This window comes from Pseudomonas sp. NFX71 (assembly GCF_048079215.1).
GTDB lineage: Bacteria > Pseudomonadota > Gammaproteobacteria > Pseudomonadales > Pseudomonadaceae > Aquipseudomonas > Aquipseudomonas fluorescens_B.
Map to the genome: position 1 here is coordinate 3,831,984 of NZ_CP182230.1, position 20,583 is coordinate 3,852,566.

At 60.1% G+C, this 20,583-nt stretch carries 19 protein-coding genes; 14 read left to right on the forward strand and 5 right to left on the reverse strand.

The window, feature by feature from the left end:
* Nucleotides 1–274: 274 nt before the first annotated feature.
* Complete coding sequence (locus ACM1ZW_RS17740; RefSeq protein ID WP_416738968.1) at nt 275–1,288, reverse strand: MraY family glycosyltransferase; 1,014 nt, start codon at nt 1,286–1,288, stop codon at nt 275–277.
* 384 nt (nt 1,289–1,672) lie between these two features.
* On the opposite strand from ACM1ZW_RS17740, the gene ACM1ZW_RS17745 reads away from it, so the two are divergent.
* From ACM1ZW_RS17745 to fabF, 3 genes are all read left to right on the forward strand, one after another.
* Complete coding sequence (locus tag ACM1ZW_RS17745; protein ID WP_416738969.1) at nt 1,673–2,008, forward strand: ComEA family DNA-binding protein; 336 nt, start codon at nt 1,673–1,675, stop codon at nt 2,006–2,008.
* A 198-nt stretch (nt 2,009–2,206) separates the two neighbouring features.
* Entirely contained in the window at nt 2,207–3,001 is a 795-nt protein-coding gene (locus tag ACM1ZW_RS17750) for an SDR family NAD(P)-dependent oxidoreductase (RefSeq protein WP_017337327.1), read from the forward strand.
* Between the two features lie 31 nt (nt 3,002–3,032).
* A complete protein-coding gene (gene fabF / locus ACM1ZW_RS17755) occupies nt 3,033–4,307 on the forward strand; it encodes a beta-ketoacyl-ACP synthase II (RefSeq protein WP_414878580.1) in 1,275 nt (424 codons plus the stop codon).
* Here the strand turns inward: fabF and ACM1ZW_RS17760 are convergent.
* A complete protein-coding gene (locus ACM1ZW_RS17760; protein ID WP_416738970.1) occupies nt 4,304–4,861 on the reverse strand; it encodes a TetR/AcrR family transcriptional regulator in 558 nt (185 codons plus the stop codon). The genes fabF and ACM1ZW_RS17760 overlap by 4 nt on opposite strands.
* 176 nt (nt 4,862–5,037) lie before the next feature.
* Between ACM1ZW_RS17760 and ACM1ZW_RS17765 the strand changes: the two genes are divergently transcribed.
* On the forward strand, nt 5,038–5,691 hold the full coding sequence (locus tag ACM1ZW_RS17765) for a GntR family transcriptional regulator (RefSeq protein WP_017337330.1): 654 nt from the start codon (nt 5,038–5,040) through the stop codon (nt 5,689–5,691).
* A 15-nt stretch (nt 5,692–5,706) separates the two neighbouring features.
* On the forward strand, nt 5,707–6,558 hold the full coding sequence (locus ACM1ZW_RS17770) for an urea carboxylase-associated family protein (protein ID WP_416738971.1): 852 nt from the start codon (nt 5,707–5,709) through the stop codon (nt 6,556–6,558).
* Nucleotides 6,559–6,684: 126 nt separating this feature from the next.
* Here the strand turns inward: ACM1ZW_RS17770 and ACM1ZW_RS17775 are convergent, their stop codons facing one another.
* Together ACM1ZW_RS17775 and eat are read right to left on the reverse strand one after the other, a co-directional pair.
* A complete protein-coding gene (locus ACM1ZW_RS17775; protein WP_017337332.1) occupies nt 6,685–6,852 on the reverse strand; it encodes a DUF2897 family protein in 168 nt (55 codons plus the stop codon).
* Nucleotides 6,853–6,977: 125 nt separating this feature from the next.
* Complete coding sequence (gene eat / locus ACM1ZW_RS17780; RefSeq protein WP_416738972.1) at nt 6,978–8,342, reverse strand: ethanolamine permease; 1,365 nt, start codon at nt 8,340–8,342, stop codon at nt 6,978–6,980.
* Between the two features lie 324 nt (nt 8,343–8,666).
* On the opposite strand from eat, the gene ACM1ZW_RS17785 reads away from it, so the two are divergent.
* The 7 genes from ACM1ZW_RS17785 (at nt 8,667) to ACM1ZW_RS17815 (ending at nt 17,907) form a co-directional block, all read left to right on the forward strand.
* Complete coding sequence (locus ACM1ZW_RS17785; RefSeq protein WP_080995117.1) at nt 8,667–9,617, forward strand: IS481 family transposase; 951 nt, start codon at nt 8,667–8,669, stop codon at nt 9,615–9,617.
* Between the two features lie 164 nt (nt 9,618–9,781).
* A complete protein-coding gene (kdpF, locus tag ACM1ZW_RS17790; RefSeq protein WP_007899818.1) occupies nt 9,782–9,871 on the forward strand; it encodes a K(+)-transporting ATPase subunit F in 90 nt (29 codons plus the stop codon).
* Nucleotides 9,872–9,879: 8 nt separating this feature from the next.
* Entirely contained in the window at nt 9,880–11,574 is a 1,695-nt protein-coding gene (gene kdpA, locus ACM1ZW_RS17795; protein WP_416738973.1) for a potassium-transporting ATPase subunit KdpA, read from the forward strand.
* Nucleotides 11,575–11,584: 10 nt separating this feature from the next.
* A complete protein-coding gene (kdpB, locus tag ACM1ZW_RS17800) occupies nt 11,585–13,642 on the forward strand; it encodes a potassium-transporting ATPase subunit KdpB (RefSeq protein WP_017337335.1) in 2,058 nt (685 codons plus the stop codon).
* Between the two features lie 188 nt (nt 13,643–13,830).
* Nucleotides 13,831–14,376, forward strand: a complete 546-nt coding sequence (gene kdpC, locus ACM1ZW_RS17805) for a potassium-transporting ATPase subunit KdpC (protein ID WP_017337336.1) — start codon at nt 13,831–13,833, stop codon at nt 14,374–14,376.
* Nucleotides 14,377–14,507: 131 nt separating this feature from the next.
* Nucleotides 14,508–17,159: a sensor histidine kinase gene (locus tag ACM1ZW_RS17810; protein ID WP_017337337.1), complete on the forward strand. Its 2,652-nt coding sequence runs from the start codon at nt 14,508–14,510 to the stop codon at nt 17,157–17,159.
* Between the two features lie 49 nt (nt 17,160–17,208).
* Nucleotides 17,209–17,907 carry a response regulator gene (locus ACM1ZW_RS17815; protein ID WP_017337338.1) on the forward strand — a complete coding sequence of 233 codons (699 nt, stop codon included), beginning with the start codon at nt 17,209–17,211 and terminating at the stop codon, nt 17,905–17,907.
* A gap of 146 nt (nt 17,908–18,053) precedes the next feature.
* Here ACM1ZW_RS17815 and ACM1ZW_RS17820 read toward each other — a convergent pair whose 3' ends face one another.
* A complete protein-coding gene (locus tag ACM1ZW_RS17820; protein ID WP_017337339.1) occupies nt 18,054–19,094 on the reverse strand; it encodes a patatin-like phospholipase family protein in 1,041 nt (346 codons plus the stop codon).
* A 221-nt stretch (nt 19,095–19,315) separates the two neighbouring features.
* Here ACM1ZW_RS17820 and ACM1ZW_RS17825 point away from each other — a divergent pair, with 221 nt between their 5' ends.
* Nucleotides 19,316–19,594, forward strand: a complete 279-nt coding sequence (locus ACM1ZW_RS17825; RefSeq protein ID WP_017337340.1) for a hypothetical protein — start codon at nt 19,316–19,318, stop codon at nt 19,592–19,594.
* A 42-nt stretch (nt 19,595–19,636) separates the two neighbouring features.
* Nucleotides 19,637–20,404 (forward strand): CHAD domain-containing protein, encoded by a 768-nt coding sequence (locus tag ACM1ZW_RS17830; protein WP_414878585.1) that lies wholly within the window; start codon nt 19,637–19,639, stop codon nt 20,402–20,404.
* Nucleotides 20,405–20,583: the final 179 nt, after the last annotated feature.

A 20,583-nucleotide genomic window follows, 5' to 3' on the forward strand; every position in this document is an offset into this window, starting at 1 on the left:
TGCAGCGTTAACCTTTTTCGGATGGTCCACTCCGCAACTTCCTTTAGCAGCTTATATCGTCCTGGCATTGTTGTTCGGTTGGGGCGCCGGTCCGGTAATGAGTCTGGTTATAGGTAAGGGAGTCAGGCGCCGAGGCAAGCGAAGAGACGGCTTAAAGGATTGAGTTGACTGAGAAGCGGAGCACTCTATGCAAAGGCCCCGCCTGAAACCGCCATTAGCCTATTACTGTTCTGCTCGTTCGCTGTCGGTTCCTCCCAAAAATACCCTAAGGCAATCAAGCCTCGAGTTGGCCTGCATGATATTTCGAGGCGAGAATAATCAGTGGGGCATAAGCGATAATCACTCCCCAGGTACCATCTAGTCCCAATTGAGTTACACAGTAAGCAATTGGCAATAACCAAAACAAATTGATGGCGCCGACGGCGAGCGTTACTGGTAAATGCTTGCCATATTGGCGTGACGCGAATTGATAGGCATGGCTGCGATGAGCCTCATAGACCTTATCGCCGCGAAGCAACCGACGTATCAATGTGAAGGTTGCGTCGACGATGAATACGCCTAACAGAATCAGCCAGGCCCAGAATAAATCCGAAGAAACCCAAGCAGCCAGCAAAGACAAAACTCCCAAGGAAATGCCCAGGAATCCACTCCCTGCGTCCCCCATGAATATTCGCGCTGGCGGGAAATTCCAGTACAGGAAGCCGAGCACGGCCACGGCCATCGTCAATGGTCCCCAGATAAGGCTCGAGGCGCCACTTAACCCATAGAGCAAACATGCGCTGAGACAAGCGGACAATGCTTCAATGCTTGCGATGCCATCAATTCCATCCATGAAATTGTAAAGATTAAGCAACCAGACCAGATAAACCACCGCGAGACAATGACCGATCCAGTGCAGGTTCAGCGTGATACCGAAAAACACTATCGGAGGAAGTCCACCCAGCCAGGCAAGCGCCCAAATGCCTGCTGCAAAATGCCCGAGCAGTCGCCACCGGGCCGCAATATGACCATGATCGTCCATAAAACCGATAACAGCCACGATCGCTCCACTTCCGCCTATTGCGATCGACTGCTGCCAAGGGACCAGTTCCAATACCCCAAAAACCGGTAGTGAAAGCAGGAACGTCACTACGATAGCAACACCGCCACCACGCGGCGTTGGAATGGTATGAGAGCTACGGGCATTAGGGATATCGATGATGCTTCGAGACAGCGCATATCGTCGCAGGGCTGCAGTTAACGCGAGAGAAAGAAGAGCAAGAGCCGTTGCCAGCCACAAGTAAATCATTGTTATTGATGTTCCCGAAAGTGCATCGCAGTGTTTCCCAATGCTTCATTCACGCTCAATGGGAGGCTGCCTGAAAGTTTATGAATATGTGTGATATCGACTTGGAACGACCCGCACAGACGCTGGTAAATTGTCTTTTTACCCAAGAGAGCGGTTCTGTGCTGAAGTACCCGCGAGGTATGGGAGCAAGTATAACTGGTCCGTCGGGTGCCTTTGCCAACTTTCTCGGCAAAGCTGTCGTAGATCATTCTTCCCCCCCCTGACACCCTCGACTGTTTCATATTCTGTAACCAACACATTTTTGACAGACTCCATCCATCGCCTAAATTTGAAAAGCAGCTTCGGAAAAGCTGCTTTCTCAATCGATGTCATGGAGCTTCATTTATGCGTACTGGCTACTTCTACTCTCTGGTTTTTGCCCTGCTCACCAGCACCTCCTTTACAGCTATTGCTGCGCCGACGGTCAAATCCGGGACTGAAAACGCACCTCTGGTCATGGAGATTTCCCCTCAGGTTCAGTCTGACAAGGTGGATTTGAACCAGGCCGATGCCTCAACACTGCAGCGCGAGCTGACGGGTGTAGGGGAAGCGAAAGCCAAGGCGATTGTTGCGTATCGGGAAAGTAATGGGCCATTTTCCTCAGTGGACGAACTGCTCGAAGTGAAGGGCATTGGCAAAGCCATCCTCGATAAAAACCGCGAAAAGCTCGAGGTGAACTAAGCTTGTAAATTCAGCGCCAGGGGCCGGTCATTGACCGGCCTTTTTGCTTTTCGGGGTCTGTGGAGATGGATTGCCTCCCGTCGGCGGAGGAAAAATTACGACTATCATATTGTATTTAAATTATGTCTATAATGAATACGTGAGGCGTTCTGAAGCGCAGGCACTTGTCTTCCTCTACATATTTCCAGGAGCACTGTCATGAATTCTCCCCAGACCCAAGGCACAGCCCTAGTCACCGGTGCTTCCTCCGGTATCGGTGCCATCTACGCTGAGCGGTTGGCGGCGCGTGGTTTTGATTTGTTATTGGTCGCTCGTGATCAGGAGCGGCTGGAGGCGGCGGCGAGCAAACTACGCGCCGAGCATGGTGTTCAGGTCGAGGTGCTCAAGGCGGACCTGACGCAAAAGGATGATGTGCTCAAGCTCGAGCAGCGCCTTCGCAGCGATTCGAGTATCAGCCTGTTGCTGAACAATGCCGGTGTCGCGGCGGATGGCTTGCTGGCCAACTCCGATCTGGATCAGCTGGAGCGCCTGATTCAACTGAACGTTACGACGGTCACGCGTCTGGCCTCAGCGGCTGCCGCCAGTTTCGCCAAGGCGGGCCGGGGCACAATCATCAACATTGCGTCAGTGGTGGCGTTATTCCCCGAGCGTTTCAACGCCACTTACAGCGCCAGCAAGGCTTATGTGTTAAGTCTGACGCAGTCGTTGAACGCCGAGCTGGATGGCACGGGGGTCAAGGTGCAGGCCGTATTGCCTGGCGTGACGCGCACCGAAATCTGGGAGCGCTCCGGTATCGACGCGAGCCAGATTCCGGATGACATGGTCATGGACGCAGGGGATATGGTCGACGCGGCTCTAGCGGGTCTGGACCAGGGCGAGTTGATCACCATTCCGTCGTTGCCGGATGCCAGCGAGTGGCACGCCTTTGTTGCGGCGCGACACGTGATGGCGCCAAACCTTTCCAAAAGCAAAGCCGCTGCGCGTTACAAATAAAGCGCCAGCATTGGCATGAGGATATTGCGGTATGAGTGATCGTCGAGTGGTTGTAACGGGCATGGGGCTGGTGTCGCCGCTGGGTAGTGGTGTCGAAGCGGTGTGGGCACGCCTGTTGTCCGGACGTTCCGGTTTGCGCAATTTACCGGACGACGTCGTGGCCGATCTGCCGGCCAAGGTCGGCGGTGCAGTGCCGACGCTGGCCGATGATGCCGAGGCCGGTTTTGACCCGGACCGGGCCACCCCACCCAAAGAACAGAAGAAGATGGACCGGTTCATATTGTTCGCCATGGAAGCGGCGCGTCAGGCGATCGAGCAAGCCGGTTGGCAGGCGCAAACCGCCGATGCTCAGGAGCGCACGGCTACCATCATCGGTTCGGGCGTCGGCGGTTTCGGTGCAATTGCCGATGCGGTGCGCACCACGGACAGCCGTGGCCCGCGGCGTTTGTCGCCATTCACCATTCCTTCTTTCCTGGTCAACCTGGCCGCGGGCCATGTGTCGATCCAGCATGGTTTCAAAGGTCCGCTGGGTGCTCCGGTAACGGCGTGTGCGGCCGGGGTTCAGGCGATTGGTGATGCGGCGCGGCTGATTCGTTGTGGCGAAGCGGATATTGCGGTGTGTGGCGGCGCGGAAGCGGCAATCGATCGGGTCAGCCTCGCCGGGTTCGCCGCTGCCCGGGCCTTGTCCAGCGGTTTCAACGACACCCCGGAACGTGCTTCGCGCCCGTTCGACCGTGATCGAGATGGCTTCGTCATGGGTGAGGGCGCAGGTCTTCTGGTGATCGAATCCCTGGAACATGCTCTGGCTCGTGGCGCGCAACCGCTGGCGGAACTGGTCGGTTACGGCACCAGTGCCGATGCCTATCACCTGACTGCGGGCCCCGAAGATGGCAGTGGTGCGCGGCGGGCGATGTCGTTGGCGTTGGCTCAGGCGGGTATTTCTGCGGACCAGGTACAGCATCTCAACGCTCACGCCACCTCGACACCGGTAGGGGATTTGGGGGAACTGGCGGCGATCAAGTCGTTGTTCGGGTCAGACAACAAGATAGCGGTCACGTCGACCAAGTCGGCCACCGGCCATTTGCTCGGCGCGGCGGGCGGGATCGAGGCGATCTTCACGCTGTTGGCGATCCGGGACCAGATCGCGCCGGCCACGCTCAATTTCGATAACCCGGACCCGGCTGCGCAAGGTGTGGATATCGTCCACGGCAAGGCGCGGCCGATGGCGATCGAATATGCGCTGTCCAACGGTTTCGGCTTTGGCGGGGTCAATGCCAGCGTATTGTTCAAACGCTGGCAGGGTTAATCCCGGGGTTGTTTGAGAAATGTGCGTGTGATGTCGAGAATCCGCTGAGCCAGTTCGGGGCTCTCGACACTGCGTGACAGTAGCAACGCCCCGACCAGCGCGGACATGATAAAGATGCTCTGGTCGGCGGCGTCCTCGCCTTCAAGCGTCCCCTGTATTTGTTCGAGCCTCGCATTGAGCACCACGTCCGAGGTCGGGCTTGGCTGTCCACGCAAACCGAGTTCCGATGACATCGTTGGCAGCGGACACCCTTCATCGGGTGAAGTCTGGTGCCATTCGGACAGATAGGTGTCGATGAACGCCTCCAGCGGATGCTCCTGGGCGAACAGCTGGGCGCAGGTGACGTCACATTGCTCGCCAGCCGCCTGCAGGGCTTTTTCTACCAGTTCATCCTTGGATTTGAAATGCGAGTAGAAGCCACCGTGAGTCAGGCCCAGCGCTTTCATCAGAGGTTGAAGGCCGGTAGCGCCAATACCGTCGCGGCGAAACCGCGCTGAGGCTTCCTTGATGATGCGTTGATGGGTCTGGGCTTTATGGTCCTGCGAGTAACGCATCTTGAATCTCCGCAACAATGCGCCATCTTAACCAATGAAAATGGGATGGTGACTGTACTTCTACTTCTAAAAAGCATGCAGATGCGTCCAACTCTGTCACAGCGCATTGAATAATCTGGCACGAATAGTGATTACTCATTCGCTGACGATTGTTGAACAATCAAGAGGCGATGAGCATGAACAGCGGACTGTCCCTGGCCGATCACATCACGTTGGAATTGCGCGCCGACATCATTGGCGGACGTTTGCTGCCTGGCATGGCGCTGGTGGAAAACGACCTGGTCTCGGCCTACAACGCTTCCCGCAACACCATTCGCGAAGCCTTGCATCGTTTGGGACAGGAAGGTCTGACCCGTTATGTGCGCAACAAAGGCGTGATGGTGCGCAAGCTGGGGGCTGCGGATGTGCGGGACCTGTTCAACGTGCGGCGCACCCTCGAATTGCAAGCCATCAGCGCGAGTCAGCCGCTGCGCGATTATCAGTCCGACCGGATGCTGGAGGCGCTGGAAGCCACCGAACTGGCCCGTGAACGCGAGGACTGGCGCGCCGTCGGCACCCACAGCCTGGCGTTTCATCAACATATCGTCGGATTGCTGCGCAGTCCGTTGTTCGATGAATTCTTCACCAATGTCGTCGCGCAACTGCGCCTGGTGTTTTGCACCGCGCCCGATGAATCGAGGTTCCAGGCGCCCTGGCTGGCGCGCGACCGGCAGATCCATGAGCTGCTCGCCGAAGGCGACAAGCGCGCTGCCGGAGATGCCATGAGCCTCTATCTCGACGACTCCGAACAGCTCCTGTTGCAAATGCTTGCTCCAAACTCCCATCACTGATCGAGGATTCGTGCCATGTACAAAGACTATCCGGCGGCTTATCAAGTGAGCAAAGGCTCGGCGTTGCAGGTGGACAAAGCCTTATACGAGAAGATCCGGGATTCGAAGGAGGGGCGCACGCTGATCGAGCAGTTTGAAGTGCCGATCCGCACCGGTCGCGCCTGGAACGTCCCGGCCGGGCACGTGTTTCGCGTGACGACGCCGGTCGGTCCGCAAGTAGGTGATTTCAACGTCTGGAATGCCAATGATCCGCGTGAACGCTTGTGGGCGGCGCGAACCCGCCAGTTGCAGGGCGCGCACGTCAGCACCCATGACCGGCTCTGGTCGAACCTGCCTTTTTTACGGCCGCTGGTGACCATCACCGATGACAGCCTGGCCGGTTACGGCATCGACGAACATGGTGGTCGCCTGCACGACTTGCTCGGCACTCGCTGCGATCCCTACGTGAACAAAATGCTCACCGGCGAAGACTTCCATCACCACTGCCACTCGAACCTGACCCGCGCGGTGTTGCCCCATGGCCTGACCGAATTCGACGTGCATGACGTGTTGAACATTTTCCAGTGCACGGGCCTCAACCACGACGACATGTATTTCATGAAAGCCTGTCCGGCGCAGAAGGGCGATTACCTGGAGTTTTTTGCCGAGATCGATCTGCTGTGTGCGCTGTCGACCTGTCCGGGCGGCGATCTGTCGCTGGCGATGTGGGGGCCGGATGCGCAGGACCCGCTCAGCGTGTGTCGCCCGCTTGGAGTAGAGATCTACAAGTTAGAGAATTCGTTGCTGGAAGGCTGGAGCCAACCGGAGCGGGCGGCCTACAAAGGGCTGCATGGCTTGCACATCGCCAAGGCCGATTGGGAAAAGTAACAGCGCTGTTGTGGCGAGGGAGCTTGCTCCCGCTCGACCGCGCAGCGGGCGCAAAAAAAAGTGCGAGGGACATCGAGGGCCGCTACGCGACCCAACGGGAGCAAGCTCCCTCGCCACAGTTATATGTCAGCGGTCCTGCGCATCCTTGGCGTCCGCTTGCGCATTACGTTCAGCGACTCGCTTGCGTTGCTCGTCGGTGAGTTCGACTTTGTTGGCGGTGTCGCGCAGCATCATCAAACCACCCACAATCGAGCCGATTGCAACGACCAGAATCAACCAGGCATACCAGGGCATAGGGCTCTCCTTGAGGGCAGGCCGATTGGCGGGTTTTGCCAACCGGTCGTGCATACCACTTTGAGCGATTCAATTTCGCAGTGGTTCCATTCTATGCCTGATCTGCCCGCAACACCTGCTGCGATTCAGAGCCCGGTCAACATCGCATCCGCCGGCGCATCCGCCCGCAGCTGTGCCGTCAGCATGAAGTACACGAAACCCGCCGCCATGAAGCCGAGGAAGATCGCCCCGATCAGGGTGTTGAACCAGGCCATCGCCACCAGGCACACCACCGCCAGCACCAACGCAATGAACGGCACCAACGGGTAGCACGGCGCGCGGAATGTGCGCTCCAGGTTCGGTTCGGTTTTACGCAGTTTGAACAGGCTGAGCATGCTCATGATGTACATCACGATCGCGCCGAACACCGCCATGGTGATCATCGCCGCCGTCAGCGTCATGCCGCCCAGGTTGATCAAGCCGTCGCTGTAGATCGCGGCGATGCCGATGACACCGCCGGCGATGATGGCCCGGTGTGGCGTCTGGAAGCGCGAGAGTTTGGCCAGCGACGCCGGCAGATAACCGGCGCGGGCGAGGGCGAAGAACTGCCGCGAGTAGCCGAGGATGATCCCGTGGAAACTCGCGACCAGACCGAACAGGCCGATCCACACCAGCATGTGTAACCAGCCGGAGCTTTCGCCGACCACGGTTTTCATCGCTTGTGGCAGCGGGTCGTTGATGTTGGACAGGGTGCGCCAGTCGCCGACGCCGCCGGCAAAGAACATCACGCCCATGGCCAATAGCACCAGGGTCAGAATGCCGCTGATGTACGCCTTCGGAATCGTGCGTTTCGGGTCCTTGGCTTCTTCGGCGGCCATGGCGGCGCCTTCGATGGCGAGGAAGAACCAGATCGCGAACGGGATCGCCGCAAACATCCCGGCAATCGCCGGTGCGCCGAACACATCGGAACCGGCCCAGCCATTCAGCGCAAAGTTGCTGAAACTGAACGCCGGCGCCACCACGCCCATGAACACCAGCAACTCGGCGACTGCCAGGACGCAGACCACCAGCTCGAACGTCGCTGCCAGTTTCACGCCGAGGATGTTCAGGCCCATGAAAACAATGTACGCGCCGACTGCCGCGTGCTTCGGATCAAGTGCCGGGAATTGCACGTTCAGATACGCGCCGATCGCCAGGGCAATGGCCGGTGGGGCGAAGACGAATTCGATCAGCGTCGCCAGCCCGGCGATCAATCCGCCTTTCTCGCCAAAGGCGCGGCGGCTGTAGGCAAAGGGACCGCCTGCATGAGGAATCGCGGTGGTCAGCTCGGTGAAGCTGAAGATGAAGCAGGTGTACATGGTGGCGACCATGAAGGAGGTCACCAGAAATCCCAGTGTCCCGGCCACGCCCCAGCCGTAACTCCAGCCGAAATACTCACCGGAAATCACCAGTCCGACCGCAATGCCCCACAGGTGCAGCGTGCCCAGCGTGGGTTTGAGTTGTGTGTTCATCGTTTGCTCCCTGAACGGTTTGGAAAGCTCGGGGAGGGCGTGTGCAGTGGGCGTGCCAGTGTTGTGATGGCAGTCGTAAAGCGTAAAAAGGTGTCGTATCGGGGATGTTTGCTCATGGATGCACGCATCTTTGTGCGCCAGTTGAGGGCAGGGTTGCCAGTTCTGCCGTCATCGCGAGCAGGCTCGCTGCCACATTGGACTGCGGTGGCCCAAACAACATCAAACCCCTGTGGGAGCTAGCTGTGATCTCTCTGTAGGTTGTTCACTCGGGGCTTTTCCGGGAAATTGGAGGTGCGAACCAAACCAAGCACCCGGAGGCCCCGAGTGAACGCTCATAAAAATGCCCGATTAACCGTTTCCGGTCGAGCCCTTCTTGTTCAACGAATCCTTAAGGAAGGCCTGAGACCTGTTGAGGTAGCTCAGTCTCAAGGAGTCAGTGTTCGCACTGCCTACAAGTGGCTTAATCGCTATCGAGCTGAAGGCGAGGAAGGACTGCAGGATCGTTCGTCCCGGCCCAAGTTCTGTCCGCATGCGCTTCCTGAGATGCGCCAGGAACAAGTGCTTGAGCTACGTCGCCAGCGAAAAACCTATCGCCAAATCAGCCAGGACTTGAAGGTGGGACACAGCACTGTGGGCAGGTTATTGAGCCGTAACGGCCTCAACCGTTTGGCATACCTGGAGCCGCCACCGCCAGTGATTCGCTACGAATATTCTCAGCCCGGAGGTCTGCTTCACCTGGACATCAAGAAGCTGGGGCGTTTTAACAAACCAGGTCATCGAGTGACACGAGACCGCCTAAAAGGCCGCTCTTACCATGTCGGTTGGGAATACGCCCATGTTGCCATCGACGATAACAGTCGAGTGGCACACAGCGGTTTGTACGCAGACCAAAGTGGGCGTAGCGCCTGCCTCGCGCTGATCCGGGCCCTGCGCTACTACGCAAGCCTTGGCGTTTGCTTCGAGCGGGTAATGACCGATAACGGCCCTTGCTACAAGTCCGGACGTTTCAAGCGTCTATGTCGACGGCTGGGGCTTAAACACATCTATACCAAACCTTACACACCACGAACGAATGGCAAGGCAGAGCGATTTATCCAAACCGCTCTGCGCGAATGGGCCTACGCCAGAAGTTACGAAAGCTCAGACCAACGTGCGACCTACCTGACGTCGTGGTTGCACGAGTACAACTGGCATCGCCCGCATGCCAGCCTGAGTTATTTGCCACCAATTAGCCGAATAGCATCCGTGAACAACGTGGTGGGTTTACACAGCTAGCCTGCTAGCGATGGGGCTCGCCCAAACACCGCTGTAACAACGCCATAAACCCACTCTTTACGCTTTCTTTATGCACAGCCAACACCCTCGATCTCGCTCCTTTACAGCCTTCGTTCCGACAATGACTCCACACGCGGCAATACGCCGTAACACGGAGAACTTCCATGAGCGTTCTGGACGGGGTGTCACTGCTGTTGGCAGTGGGGCTGTTCATTTATCTGTTGGTTGCGCTGTTGCGCGCGGACCGGAACTAGGAGCGGCTATGCACAGTTATGACTATTGGCTGATCCTGGCCTTCTTCGCCGTGGTGCTGATTCCGGCACCGTTTCTCGGGCGGTTCTACTACAAGGTCATGGAGGGGCAGCGCACCTGGCTGACACCGATCCTGGGACCGGTGGAGCGGGGCTGTTATCGGGTGGCCGGCGTTGATCCGCAGGCCGAACAGAGCTGGCAGAAATACACCCTGGCCTTGCTCGCCTTCAACCTTGCGGGCTTCTTGCTGTTGTTCGCGATTCTGTTGTTCCAGGACCACTTGCCGCTCAACCCGCAAAACCTGCCGGGTCAGGAGTGGACGCTGGCGTTCAACACCGCCGTCAGTTTCATGACCAACACCAACTGGCAGGCCTACAGCGGCGAAGCCTCGCTGAGCTACCTGAGTCAGATGGCCGGCCTTACCGTGCAGAACTTCGTCAGCGCCGCCACCGGGCTCGCTGTGCTGGTTGCGCTGTGCCGCGGTATTGGTCGCAAATCGACCAAGACCCTCGGCAACTTCTGGGTCGACATGACCCGCGCCACCCTCTACGGCCTGCTGCCGCTGTGCCTGCTGCTGGCGCTGTATCTGGTCTGGCAGGGTGTGCCGCAAACCTTCGCGCAGTACGTGAACGCAGTGACGATGCAAGGCGTCGATCAGGTGATTCCGCTCGGCCCGGCCGCCAGCCAGATTGCGATCAAGCAGCTGGGGACCAACGGCGGTGGCTTCTTCGGCGTCAACTCGGCGCACCCGTTCGAGAACCCGACGGCGTGGAGCAACCTGTTCGAAGTGTCCTCGATCATCCTGATCCCCGTCGCCCTGGTGTTCACCTTCGGCCATTACGTGAAGGACCTGCGTCAGAGTCGGGCGATCATCGCCTGCATGCTGGCGCTGTTCCTGATCGGCGGCGCCACCTCGCTGTGGGCTGAATACCAGCCGAACCCTTCCCTGAACAACGTCGCCGTCGAACAGACCGCGCCGCTGGAAGGCAAGGAAGCACGCTTCGGCACTACCGCCACGGTGCTGTGGTCGGTGACCACCACCGCCGCGTCCAACGGTTCGGTCAACGGTATGCACGACAGCCTTAATCCGCTGAGCGGCATGGTCGCGATGGTCAACATGATGGTCGGCGAAGTGATCTTCGGCGGCGTCGGCGCCGGGCTCTACGGCATGTTGCTCAACGTGTTGATCGCAGTGTTCCTCGCCGGCCTGATGATCGGCCGTACTCCGGAATACCTCGGCAAGAAATTGCAGGCCAAGGAAGTGCAACTGCTGGTGGTGACCTTGCTGGTGATGCCGGTCGGTGTGCTGGTGCTCAGTGCGATTGCCGCCAGCCTGCCAGGTCCGGTGGCGTCGGTAACCAACCCCGGCCCCCACGGTTTCAGCCAGTTGCTCTATGCCTATACCTCGGCCGGCGCGAACAACGGTTCGGCGTTCGGCGGTTTCGGCGCCAACACACCGTTCCACAACCTGATGCTCGGTCTTGGCATGTTGATCGGTCGCTTCGGTTACATCCTCCCGGTACTGGCCTTGGCCGGCAGCCTGGCGATGAAGAAAACCGCACCGATTGGCCAGAACAGCTTCCCGACCCACGGTCCGTTGTTCGTGACCCTGTTGACCGTGACCATTTTGCTGGTGGGCGGCCTGACCTTTCTGCCGACCCTGGCGTTGGGCCCAATCGCTGAACATCTGAGCATGGGCTTCTAAGGAGTCAATGATGAATATGCCCGCAACCAAACCCGCTGCCGTGAAGGCGCCGGAACAACCGAAAACCGCGATCTCGGCCCTGTGGCGCCCGGCGCTGGTGCAAGCCTTCGTCAAGCTAGACCCACGGCAATTGCAGCGTGCGCCGGTGATGCTGGTGGTCGAACTGACCGCCGTGCTGACCACCGTTTTGTGCTTTATTCCCGACAGCGCCGTGCCCACTTTCGTCGCCGCGCAAATCGCGCTGTGGCTGTGGTTCACCGTGCTCTTCGCCAACTTTGCCGAAGCCCTGGCCGAAGGTCGCGGCAAGGCCCGCGCCGACAGCCTCAAGGCTGGCAGCGAAGGCTTGAGCGCACGCCGCAAAACCAGCAACGGCGCCTTTCAAGTAGTGCCGGCCACCAGCCTGCGCAAGGGCGATGTGGTGCGCGTCGAAGCCGGGGAAATGATCCCCGGTGACGGCGAAGTCATCGAAGGCATCGCGGCGGTCAACGAAGCGGCGATCACTGGTGAATCCGCGCCGGTGATCCGTGAATCCGGCGGCGACCGTTCGGCTGTCACCGGCAACACTCGCCTGGTGTCTGACTGGCTGCTGGTGCGCATCACCGCCAACCCTGGCGAGTCGACACTGGACCGCATGATCGCGCTGGTCGAAGGCGCCAAACGCCAGAAAACCCCGAACGAAGTGGCGCTCGACATCCTGTTGATCGGCCTGACCCTGATCTTCCTGCTGGTCGTCGTGACCCTGCAACCGTTCGCCCACTTCGCCAACGGCAGCCTGCCGCTGGTGTTCCTGGTGGCTTTATTGGTCACGCTGATTCCGACCACCATCGGCGGTTTGCTCTCGGCCATCGGTATCGCCGGTATGGACCGTCTGGTGCGCCTGAACGTGATCGCCAAATCCGGCCGCGCCGTGGAAGCGGCGGGGGACGTGCATGTCCTGCTGCTGGACAAGACCGGCACCATCACCTTCGGTAACCGTCGTTGCACCGCGGTGTATGCCGCGCCAGGTGTGAACGCCAGGGAACTGGCCGAGGGCGCGCTGTTCGCCTCGCTGGCCGATGACACGGCGGAAGGTAAATCCATCGTCGAGTACTTGCGGGGCCTGCATCCGCAGCCTGAGCCGAGCACCGAGCTGTTGACCGCCGTACCGTTCAGTGCTGAAACGCGCCTGTCCGGCGTTGACTATCAGGGCCGCGTGTATCGCAAAGGCGCAGTGGATTCGTTGCTGGCGTTCGTCGGCCTGAAACGCGCTGATCTCGCCCCGGCCCTGTCCCGTGAAATCGACAAGATTGCCCAGAGCGGCGGCACGCCGTTGCTGGTCTGCGTCGACGGTAAGTTGCTCGGTGCGATTCACCTCAAGGACGTGGTCAAGCCCGGCATCCGCGAACGTTTTGCCGAGCTGCGCAAATTGGGGATTCGCACCGTCATGGTGACCGGCGACAACCCGCTGACCGCGGCAGCCATTGCGGCTGAAGCGGGCGTCGACGACGTACTGGCCGAAGCCACGCCGGAGAAAAAACTGGCGCGTATTCGTCACGAGCAGAACGACGGGCGCCTGGTCGCGATGTGCGGCGACGGTGCCAACGACGCCCCGGCCCTGGCCCAGGCAGACGTCGGCATGGCGATGAACGATGGTACGCAAGCCGCACGCGAGGCGGCGAACATGGTTGACCTCGACAGCGATCCGACCAAGTTGCTGGACGTGGTGCAGATCGGCAAGGAATTGTTGGTGACCCGTGGTGCGCTGACGACCTTTTCCATCGCCAACGACGTGGCCAAATACTTTGCGATCCTGCCGGCGCTGTTCGCCTCGATCTACCCGCAATTGGGCGTGCTGAACGTCATGCACCTGAGCAGTCCGCAGAGCGCGATTCTGTCGGCCATTGTGTTCAACGCCTTGATCATCGTGGTGTTGATTCCACTGGCGCTGCGCGGTGTGCGGGTGCAGGCGGCGAGTGCGGCGGCGTTGCTGCGTCGCAATCTGCTGATCTATGGACTGGGCGGGATTCTGGTGCCGTTCGTGGGCATCAAGGCGATCGACATGCTGTTGACGGCGTTGCATCTGGTTTGATGGTTAGCGTTGGCCTTTGTGGCGAGGGAGCTTGCTCCCGCTCGACTGCGCAGCAGTCGTAAAACCAGCCGATGCGGTGTACCTGAATAAACACTGTGTCCAGGTGGGGCTGCTTCGCAGTCCAGCGGGAGCAAGCTCCCCCGCCACAGGGTGATGTGCATGTTTTTAATGAATTCGAGGATTTTGAAATGTCCACAATGATACGTCCGGCCCTGAGCCTGCTGGTCTTGATGACCCTGATCACCGGCGTCGCTTACCCCTTGGTGGTCACCGGTGTCGCCCAGGTCGCGTTCCCGGATCAAGCCAACGGCAGCCTCGTACACGACGCCGATGGCAAGGTCCGCGGCTCCTCGCTGATTGCCCAGGATTTCACCGGTGATGCCTGGTTCCATCCACGGCCATCCGCCGGTGCTTTCGCCACGGTATCGAGCAGCGCCAGTAACCTCTCGCCAAGTAACCCGGCCTTGGCCACTCGGGTGATCGACGATGCCAACAAACAGCGAGTGCCAGGGCAGGGGCCGGTGCCGTTGGCGCTGGTGACCACTTCTGGCAGTGGCCTCGATCCACACTTGCCTCCGGCCGCAATTGCCTATCAACTGGCGCGAGTTGCGGCGGCGCGGAACCTGCCGGTGGCGACGCTCCAGAACCTGTTGGATGCGCACATCGAGCAGCCGCTGGTGGGGCCGCCGGTAGTGAATGTGCTGGCATTGAACATGGCGTTGGAAAAACTGTAGATCGGTGGTGGCGCCAATCGCCAGCAGGCTAGCTCCCACAGGGAGTGCTGAATTCTTGTGGGAGCCAGCCTGCAGGCGATGACGGCAGAACAATCACCTCATCAACCTCTGAAAAAAAGAGATATCAAAGCATGAGTGACTCTGGCCGCGCCGACGCGCTGTTAGCAGACCTGCCCCGTGACGGTCGTGGACGGCTCAAGGTTTTCCTCGGCGCCGCGCCTGGTGTCGGCAAGACCTACGCCATGCTGCAAGCCGCCCATACCCAACTTCGCCAAGGCGTGAAGCTTATTGCCGGCGTCGTCGAAACCCATGGCCGCGCCGAGACCGAGGCGCTGCTGGGCGGCTTGCCGCAGCAACCCTTGGTGCGCTCGGAATACCGGGGCGTGACCCTCGAAGAAATGGACCTCGACGGCTTGCTCGCCGCCAAGCCGAAACTGGTGCTGGTGGACGAGCTGGCCCACACCAATGCACCGGGCAGTCGTCACGCCAAACGCTGGCAAGATATTCAGGAACTGCTCGCCGCCGGCATTGACGTGTACACCACGGTCAACGTTCAGCACCTGGAGAGCCTCAATGATCAGGTGCGCGGGATCACCGGCGTGCAAGTCCGCGAAACCCTGCCGGACTGGGTGTTGCAAGAAGCCTACGAATTGCTGTTGATCGACTTGCCGCCACGGGAGCTGCTTGAGCGTCTGCGTGACGGCAAGGTCTATGTGCCGGAGCAGGCGCGGGCGGCCATCGATGCGTACTTTTCCCAGACCAACCTCACTGCCCTGCGTGAGCTGGCGATGCAAACCGCTGCGGCTCAGGTCGATAACGACCTGGCCCAGGGGTATCGTCAGCTTGGTCAGGCAGCACCGACGGTGCGCGGTCGTTTGCTGGTCGGTGTCGATGGCGATGCCCAGGCCGAGCGTCTGGTACGTCACGCCAGCCGTGTCGCCCAGCGTCGGCATCTGCCGTGGAGCCTGGTGCATGTGGACAACGGCAGCGTGCGTGATGAGCAATCACGCCTGCGTCTGCAAAGTGCCCAGCAACTGGCCGAACGCCTCGGCGGTGAAGTGGTGTTGCTGCGGGCCGGTGAGGTGGCGAAAACCCTGATTCAGCACGCCACTGAACGACGTGCCAGCCTGGTTCTGGTCGGCCAGTCCCGGCAGCGATTGCGCCGTCGGCTGTTCGGTGGCGGCCTGGCGGCGCGTTTGTTGCGCCATGCTCGCGGGCTCGAAATCAACGTCATCGACAGCGATCACGAACAGGATCCGCCACGACAACGCCCGGTACAGTCGCTGGTGTGGTTCGACTATGCGCTGGCGCTGGTCGCGACCGTGCTCGCCACTGCCCTGGCCTGGGCAGTGGCGAGTGTCTTGCCGCTGCCCAATATTTCGCTGGTGTTCCTTGCCGCCGTGTTGCTGGTGGCGGTGCGCAGCAGCCTCGGCCCGGCGCTGGCCTGTGCTGCGCTGTCCTTCCTGACGTACGACTTCCTGTTCATTCCACCGAATTTTTCCTTCAGCATCCAGCGTGAAGAAGACGTGCTGACCTTGCTGTTCTTCCTGTTGATGGCAGCGCTCACCGGCAACCTCGCGGCGCGCCAGCGGCGGCAATTGCAGGCCTTGCGCGACACCCAGGAGGAAACCACCGAACTGCTCGACCTGTCACGCAAACTTACGGCGGCCACTGACCGTCAGGCCGTGGTCAATGCCGCTGCCCAGCACCTCGAGGGCTGGAGCGATCTGCAATTGTGCCTGCTCAATCGCGATGGCCAGAGCGGCTGGAAAGTCGAAACCGGCGGCCCGCTGGAGTTTTCCGAAGCCGAGCGCGCGGCCGCCGACTGGGCCTGGCAACACGATCAACCGGCGGGCGCGGGCACTGGCACGTTGCCGTTCGGGCGTTGGTGGTGGTGGCCGCTGTCGGTGGAAGACGGGCCGCTGGCATTGCTCGGTGTCTGTGCCAAAGAAGGGCAGACCTTGAGCGGTCAGCGTCGACGGTTATTGACCGCGTTGAGTCAGCCGCTGGCCCAGGCCCTGGCTCGCGCGCAATTGGCCGAAGACCTGGAAGCGGCGCGGCTGCACGGCGAAACCGAGCAACTGCGCAGCGCCTTGCTGGCGTCGGTGTCCCACGATCTGCGCACGCCGTTGACGTCCATGCGCGGCAGCATCGACAGCCTGTTGGCGCTGGGCGAGGCGATCCCGCTGGAGGATCGTCGCGAACTGCTCGAAGGCACCCGGGATGAAGCCGAGCGCCTCGATCGCTACATTCAAAACCTGCTGGACATGACCCGCCTGGGCCACGGCGCATTGAAGCTGGCACGGGATTGGGTGTCGCCGGCCGACATTGTCGGCAGCGCCCTCAATCGCCTGCGTGCGGTGCTGGCACCGCTGCAGGTCAGCACCCAAGTGCCGGCCGAATTGCCGCTGCTGTACGTGCATGCCGCGCTGATCGAGCAGGCACTGGTCAACGTACTGGAAAACGCCGCGCGTTTTTCGCCACCTCACGGCCGTCTGCAATTACTCGCCGGCGCCGATGACAGCGAGCTGTTCTTCTCGGTCAGCGATGAAGGCCCGGGCATTCCGGAGGAGGAGCGGGCGAAGATTTTCGACATGTTCTACACCGCCGCGCGTGGAGATCGAGGCGGGCAGGGCACGGGGCTTGGACTGGCGATCTGTCAGGGCATGGTGGGCGCCCATGGCGGGCGAATCAGCGTCGGCGACGGTATCGAAGGGCGTGGCACGTGCATCACTCTTCACTTGCCTTTGCAGGAACAACCCGACGTTGACAGTGAGGGCTGACAGTGAAGCCTGATACCCTTTGGATTTCTCCATGCCACGATCAGAAACCATGAGCCAGACCGCGACCATTTTGGTCATCGACGACGAACCGCAGATCCGTAAATTCCTGCGCATCAGCCTCGCTTCCCAAGGCTATAAAGTGCTGGAGGCCGGCACCGGCACGGAAGGCCTGGCACAGGCCGCATTAAACAAACCGGACCTCCTCGTGCTCGACCTCGGTCTACCGGACATGGACGGCCAGCAAGTGCTGCGCGAGTTTCGTGAATGGTCGACAGTGCCGGTGCTGGTCCTGTCGGTGCGTGCCAGCGAGGGGCAGAAGGTGGAAGCGCTGGATGGCGGTGCGAATGACTACGTGACCAAGCCGTTCGGTATTCAGGAGTTTCTGGCGCGGGTGCGTGCCTTGTTGCGTCAGGCGCCGGTGGGTGAGGCGCAGCAAGCGGCGCTGGCGTTCGGCCCGTTGACCGTGGACCTGGCCTATCGCCGGGTGCTGCTCGACGGCGTCGAAGTGGCGTTGACCCGCAAGGAATACGCGGTGCTGGCGCAACTGGCGCGGCACCCGGGGCGGGTGATCACCCAGCAGCAATTGCTCAAGGACATCTGGGGGCCGACCCATACCGAGGACAGTCATTACTTGCGGATTGTGGTCGGGCACTTGCGGCAGAAGCTGGCGGATGACCCGACGCAGCCGCGGTTTATCGTGACAGAGGCGGGGGTTGGGTATCGGCTTTTGAGTGAAGGTGGTCTTTAGGGTTTTGTGTTGCTTGATCCGGCCCGATCGCGAGCAGGCTCGCTCCCACAGTGGATTTAGGTGATCCACAAATTTTGTGTCTACCAAAGATCAATTGTGGGAGCGAGCCTGCTCGCGATGGGGCCCTCACATTCACTCGAGAAACCTCAGGAATCCCGCTCACTCTCGTATCTATCCAACGTATCCCGCGCAATCTCGCGCCCCAGCGCGATCAATTCCGGCGCCTTGTAGAACTCGAAAAACCGGCACACCCGCTTCGGCACGTTGATCAGGATATCCGGTGGATAACCGGCAATCTTGTACTGCGCCAACGACGTCTGCATCACTTCGAAACTCTGGTTGATCAAATCCAGCAAGGACGCCGGCCCCACGTTGTCGATGATGAACGAGCCGGTGGCTGATTTCGGCGCGCCATCGCGTTCCGGAGCGGCCGCCGGTTGCTGGGCTTCGGGTTCGGCGGATTCGATCCAGGGGTTGATCTCGGCCGCTTCTGCGATCAATGCCTCCTTTTCCAGCAGCAGCAACTTTTCCGCTTGTTTGCGACGGAATGGCAACTTCGAGCCGACCGAGCTCATCAGGCTGTCGAACCGGGTCTTGAACGCGGCCGGGCGCTGGATCACCGGCAGTTGATAGTGGCGCTGGTTGGTGGAGTTGAGGTTGACCGCGATGATCAGGTCGCAATGGCTCGACACCACCGGCACGATCGGCAACGGGTTGAGGATACCGCCGTCCACCAGCATGCGATTGCCCTGCATCACCGGCGTGAACAGGCTCGGAATGGCCGCCGAGGCGCGCATCGCCTGGTGCAGGCAACCTTCCTGGAACCAGATTTCCTGCTGGTTGGTCAGGTCGGTGGCCACCGCCGTGTAGGGGATGCGCAAGTCTTCGATATTGATCTCGCCAACGATCTTGCGGATCTGCCCGAAGACTTTCTCCCCGCGAATCGCACCCAGTCGAAAACTGACATCCACCAGGCGCAGCACGTCGAGGTAATCCAGGCTCTCGATCCAGTTGCGGTATTCATCCAGTTTGCCGGCGGCATAAATCCCGCCAACCACGGCGCCCATCGAACAACCGGCGATGCAGGCGATGTCGTATCCACGCCGCTCGATCTCTTCAATGACACCGATATGGGCATAGCCCCGGGCTCCACCGGAACCCAGCACCAATGCGACACGCTTTTTCATGAATCGCCCTCGTCTGACAAGGTTCAACAATGCACCCAACGAGGGGCGTGCTTCAATCGCTAAGGTCGTTCAGCAGGGTGAACGCGTCGTTTTTTCGACACTCCATGGCGGCAGATGGTTATTCTCGCGAGCGCTATAGTTTCCGCAGCGGGCCAAGGCACTTTTCACGCGCCGGACCGTCTTACCTGCACGACTGTTTACCTATCTTTGAGGTGTGAGTGATGAAAGCCTGGATCTGTGTGCCTTTGATTGCGCTGGCGCTCGCCGGTTGTGCCGGCAAGACTGCGTACCGTGACAGCTGCGGTAGCGGGATCGATGCCGCGTGGCGTGAGCTGGACCTGGCCAAGGCCGAAGGTTTCGCCGGCACCGTCAGTTACTCCAAGGCCCTGTCGTTGCTGACCGGCGCCAAGACCCAGCAGCAATTCGAAGCGTTCGAAGGCTGCACCAAGAAAGCCGAGAAGGCGCGCTTTTATATTCGTGAATCACGCGCCGGGCGTTGAGGCATGATGTAGGCATCAGTAATTCGATTCAGGGAGCAAACGATGTCTGCCTTGGTTGATCGGTTAGTGGCCCATGTTCTGGGCCTGGAAGTCCGCCTGCTGTCGTGTCAGGCACGTTTGAATGCCCGCACCGATCCGGAAGCGTTGCATGATCTGCGCACCACGGTTCGCCGTTTGCGCAGTCTGCTGCGGCCGTTGCGCGGCTTGCCTGGGGTCGAGCAGCTGGAAGTGGCGGCGTCCCGGGTCGGAGACCTGACCACGCCGTTGCGCGATCGCGAAGTACTGGCGGCGTATTTGCTCGAGCACGATCAACCCGAGGCAGCGCAACGTCGCATGGCGCAGATGGCCGTGGCCTATCCGGCGGTCGCGGCAAGCACCGAGCTGGCGCAGTTGCTGATGATTTTCGACGCCTTCCCGCGTTTTCTGCGGGCATCCCAGCGACAGGGGTTGCTCAAGGGACTGCGCAAACGCATCGAAAAGCGCCTGGGCAAGCAGTGGAAAAAACTCGATGAGGCTTTGCACGACCCTGCCCATGATCGCCATCGACTGCGCTTGTTGATCAAGCGTGTACGGTATGGCATCGAGGCCTACCCTGAACTGGACCGTTTGCCGAAACCGGCCTTGCCGAGGCTCAAGTCGGCTCAGGCGGCCTTGGGGGATTGGCACGATTGCTGGCAATGGCTGGCCCGGGCCGAACACGAAGCGGATCTGCAACCTTGTGTGGCCGTGTGGAAAACCACCATGGCCAAGGCCGAAGGCCGTGCCGACATTGTTCTCGACAAACTCAGCGCCGCCTGTTTCAAATCCTGAAGCCACCACGGCCCAGCAGGAGCCGCCGAAGGCTGCGATCTTTTGATCTTTTGCGTCGTCATTCACGCCAAAATCAAAAGATCGCAGCCTTCGGCAGCTCCGACAAAGAGTGTGTACATCCGGCCCATCTGTCAGTGCTTTTGGCCAGAATAAGCGCTGTGCCATCCTCGCTGGCTGGT

Excerpts from the sequence above, each read along its gene's own strand:
- ACM1ZW_RS17740 (WP_416738968.1), bottom strand. The coding sequence starts at position 1,288 with ATGATTTACTTGTGGCTGGCAACGGCTCTTGCTCTTCTTTCTCTCGCG.
- ACM1ZW_RS17745 (WP_416738969.1), top strand. The coding sequence starts at position 1,673 with ATGCGTACTGGCTACTTCTACTCTCTGGTTTTTGCCCTGCTCACCAGC.
- ACM1ZW_RS17750 (WP_017337327.1), top strand. The coding sequence starts at position 2,207 with ATGAATTCTCCCCAGACCCAAGGCACAGCCCTAGTCACCGGTGCTTCC.
- fabF (WP_414878580.1), top strand. The coding sequence starts at position 3,033 with ATGAGTGATCGTCGAGTGGTTGTAACGGGCATGGGGCTGGTGTCGCCG.
- ACM1ZW_RS17760 (WP_416738970.1), bottom strand. The coding sequence starts at position 4,861 with ATGCGTTACTCGCAGGACCATAAAGCCCAGACCCATCAACGCATCATC.
- ACM1ZW_RS17765 (WP_017337330.1), top strand. The coding sequence starts at position 5,038 with ATGAACAGCGGACTGTCCCTGGCCGATCACATCACGTTGGAATTGCGC.
- ACM1ZW_RS17770 (WP_416738971.1), top strand. The coding sequence starts at position 5,707 with ATGTACAAAGACTATCCGGCGGCTTATCAAGTGAGCAAAGGCTCGGCG.
- ACM1ZW_RS17775 (WP_017337332.1), bottom strand. The coding sequence starts at position 6,852 with ATGCCCTGGTATGCCTGGTTGATTCTGGTCGTTGCAATCGGCTCGATT.
- eat (WP_416738972.1), bottom strand. The coding sequence starts at position 8,342 with ATGAACACACAACTCAAACCCACGCTGGGCACGCTGCACCTGTGGGGC.
- kdpF (WP_007899818.1), top strand. The coding sequence starts at position 9,782 with ATGAGCGTTCTGGACGGGGTGTCACTGCTGTTGGCAGTGGGGCTGTTC.
- kdpA (WP_416738973.1), top strand. The coding sequence starts at position 9,880 with ATGCACAGTTATGACTATTGGCTGATCCTGGCCTTCTTCGCCGTGGTG.
- kdpB (WP_017337335.1), top strand. The coding sequence starts at position 11,585 with ATGAATATGCCCGCAACCAAACCCGCTGCCGTGAAGGCGCCGGAACAA.
- kdpC (WP_017337336.1), top strand. The coding sequence starts at position 13,831 with ATGTCCACAATGATACGTCCGGCCCTGAGCCTGCTGGTCTTGATGACC.
- ACM1ZW_RS17810 (WP_017337337.1), top strand. The coding sequence starts at position 14,508 with ATGAGTGACTCTGGCCGCGCCGACGCGCTGTTAGCAGACCTGCCCCGT.
- ACM1ZW_RS17815 (WP_017337338.1), top strand. The coding sequence starts at position 17,209 with ATGAGCCAGACCGCGACCATTTTGGTCATCGACGACGAACCGCAGATC.
- ACM1ZW_RS17820 (WP_017337339.1), bottom strand. The coding sequence starts at position 19,094 with ATGAAAAAGCGTGTCGCATTGGTGCTGGGTTCCGGTGGAGCCCGGGGC.
- ACM1ZW_RS17825 (WP_017337340.1), top strand. The coding sequence starts at position 19,316 with ATGAAAGCCTGGATCTGTGTGCCTTTGATTGCGCTGGCGCTCGCCGGT.
- ACM1ZW_RS17830 (WP_414878585.1), top strand. The coding sequence starts at position 19,637 with ATGTCTGCCTTGGTTGATCGGTTAGTGGCCCATGTTCTGGGCCTGGAA.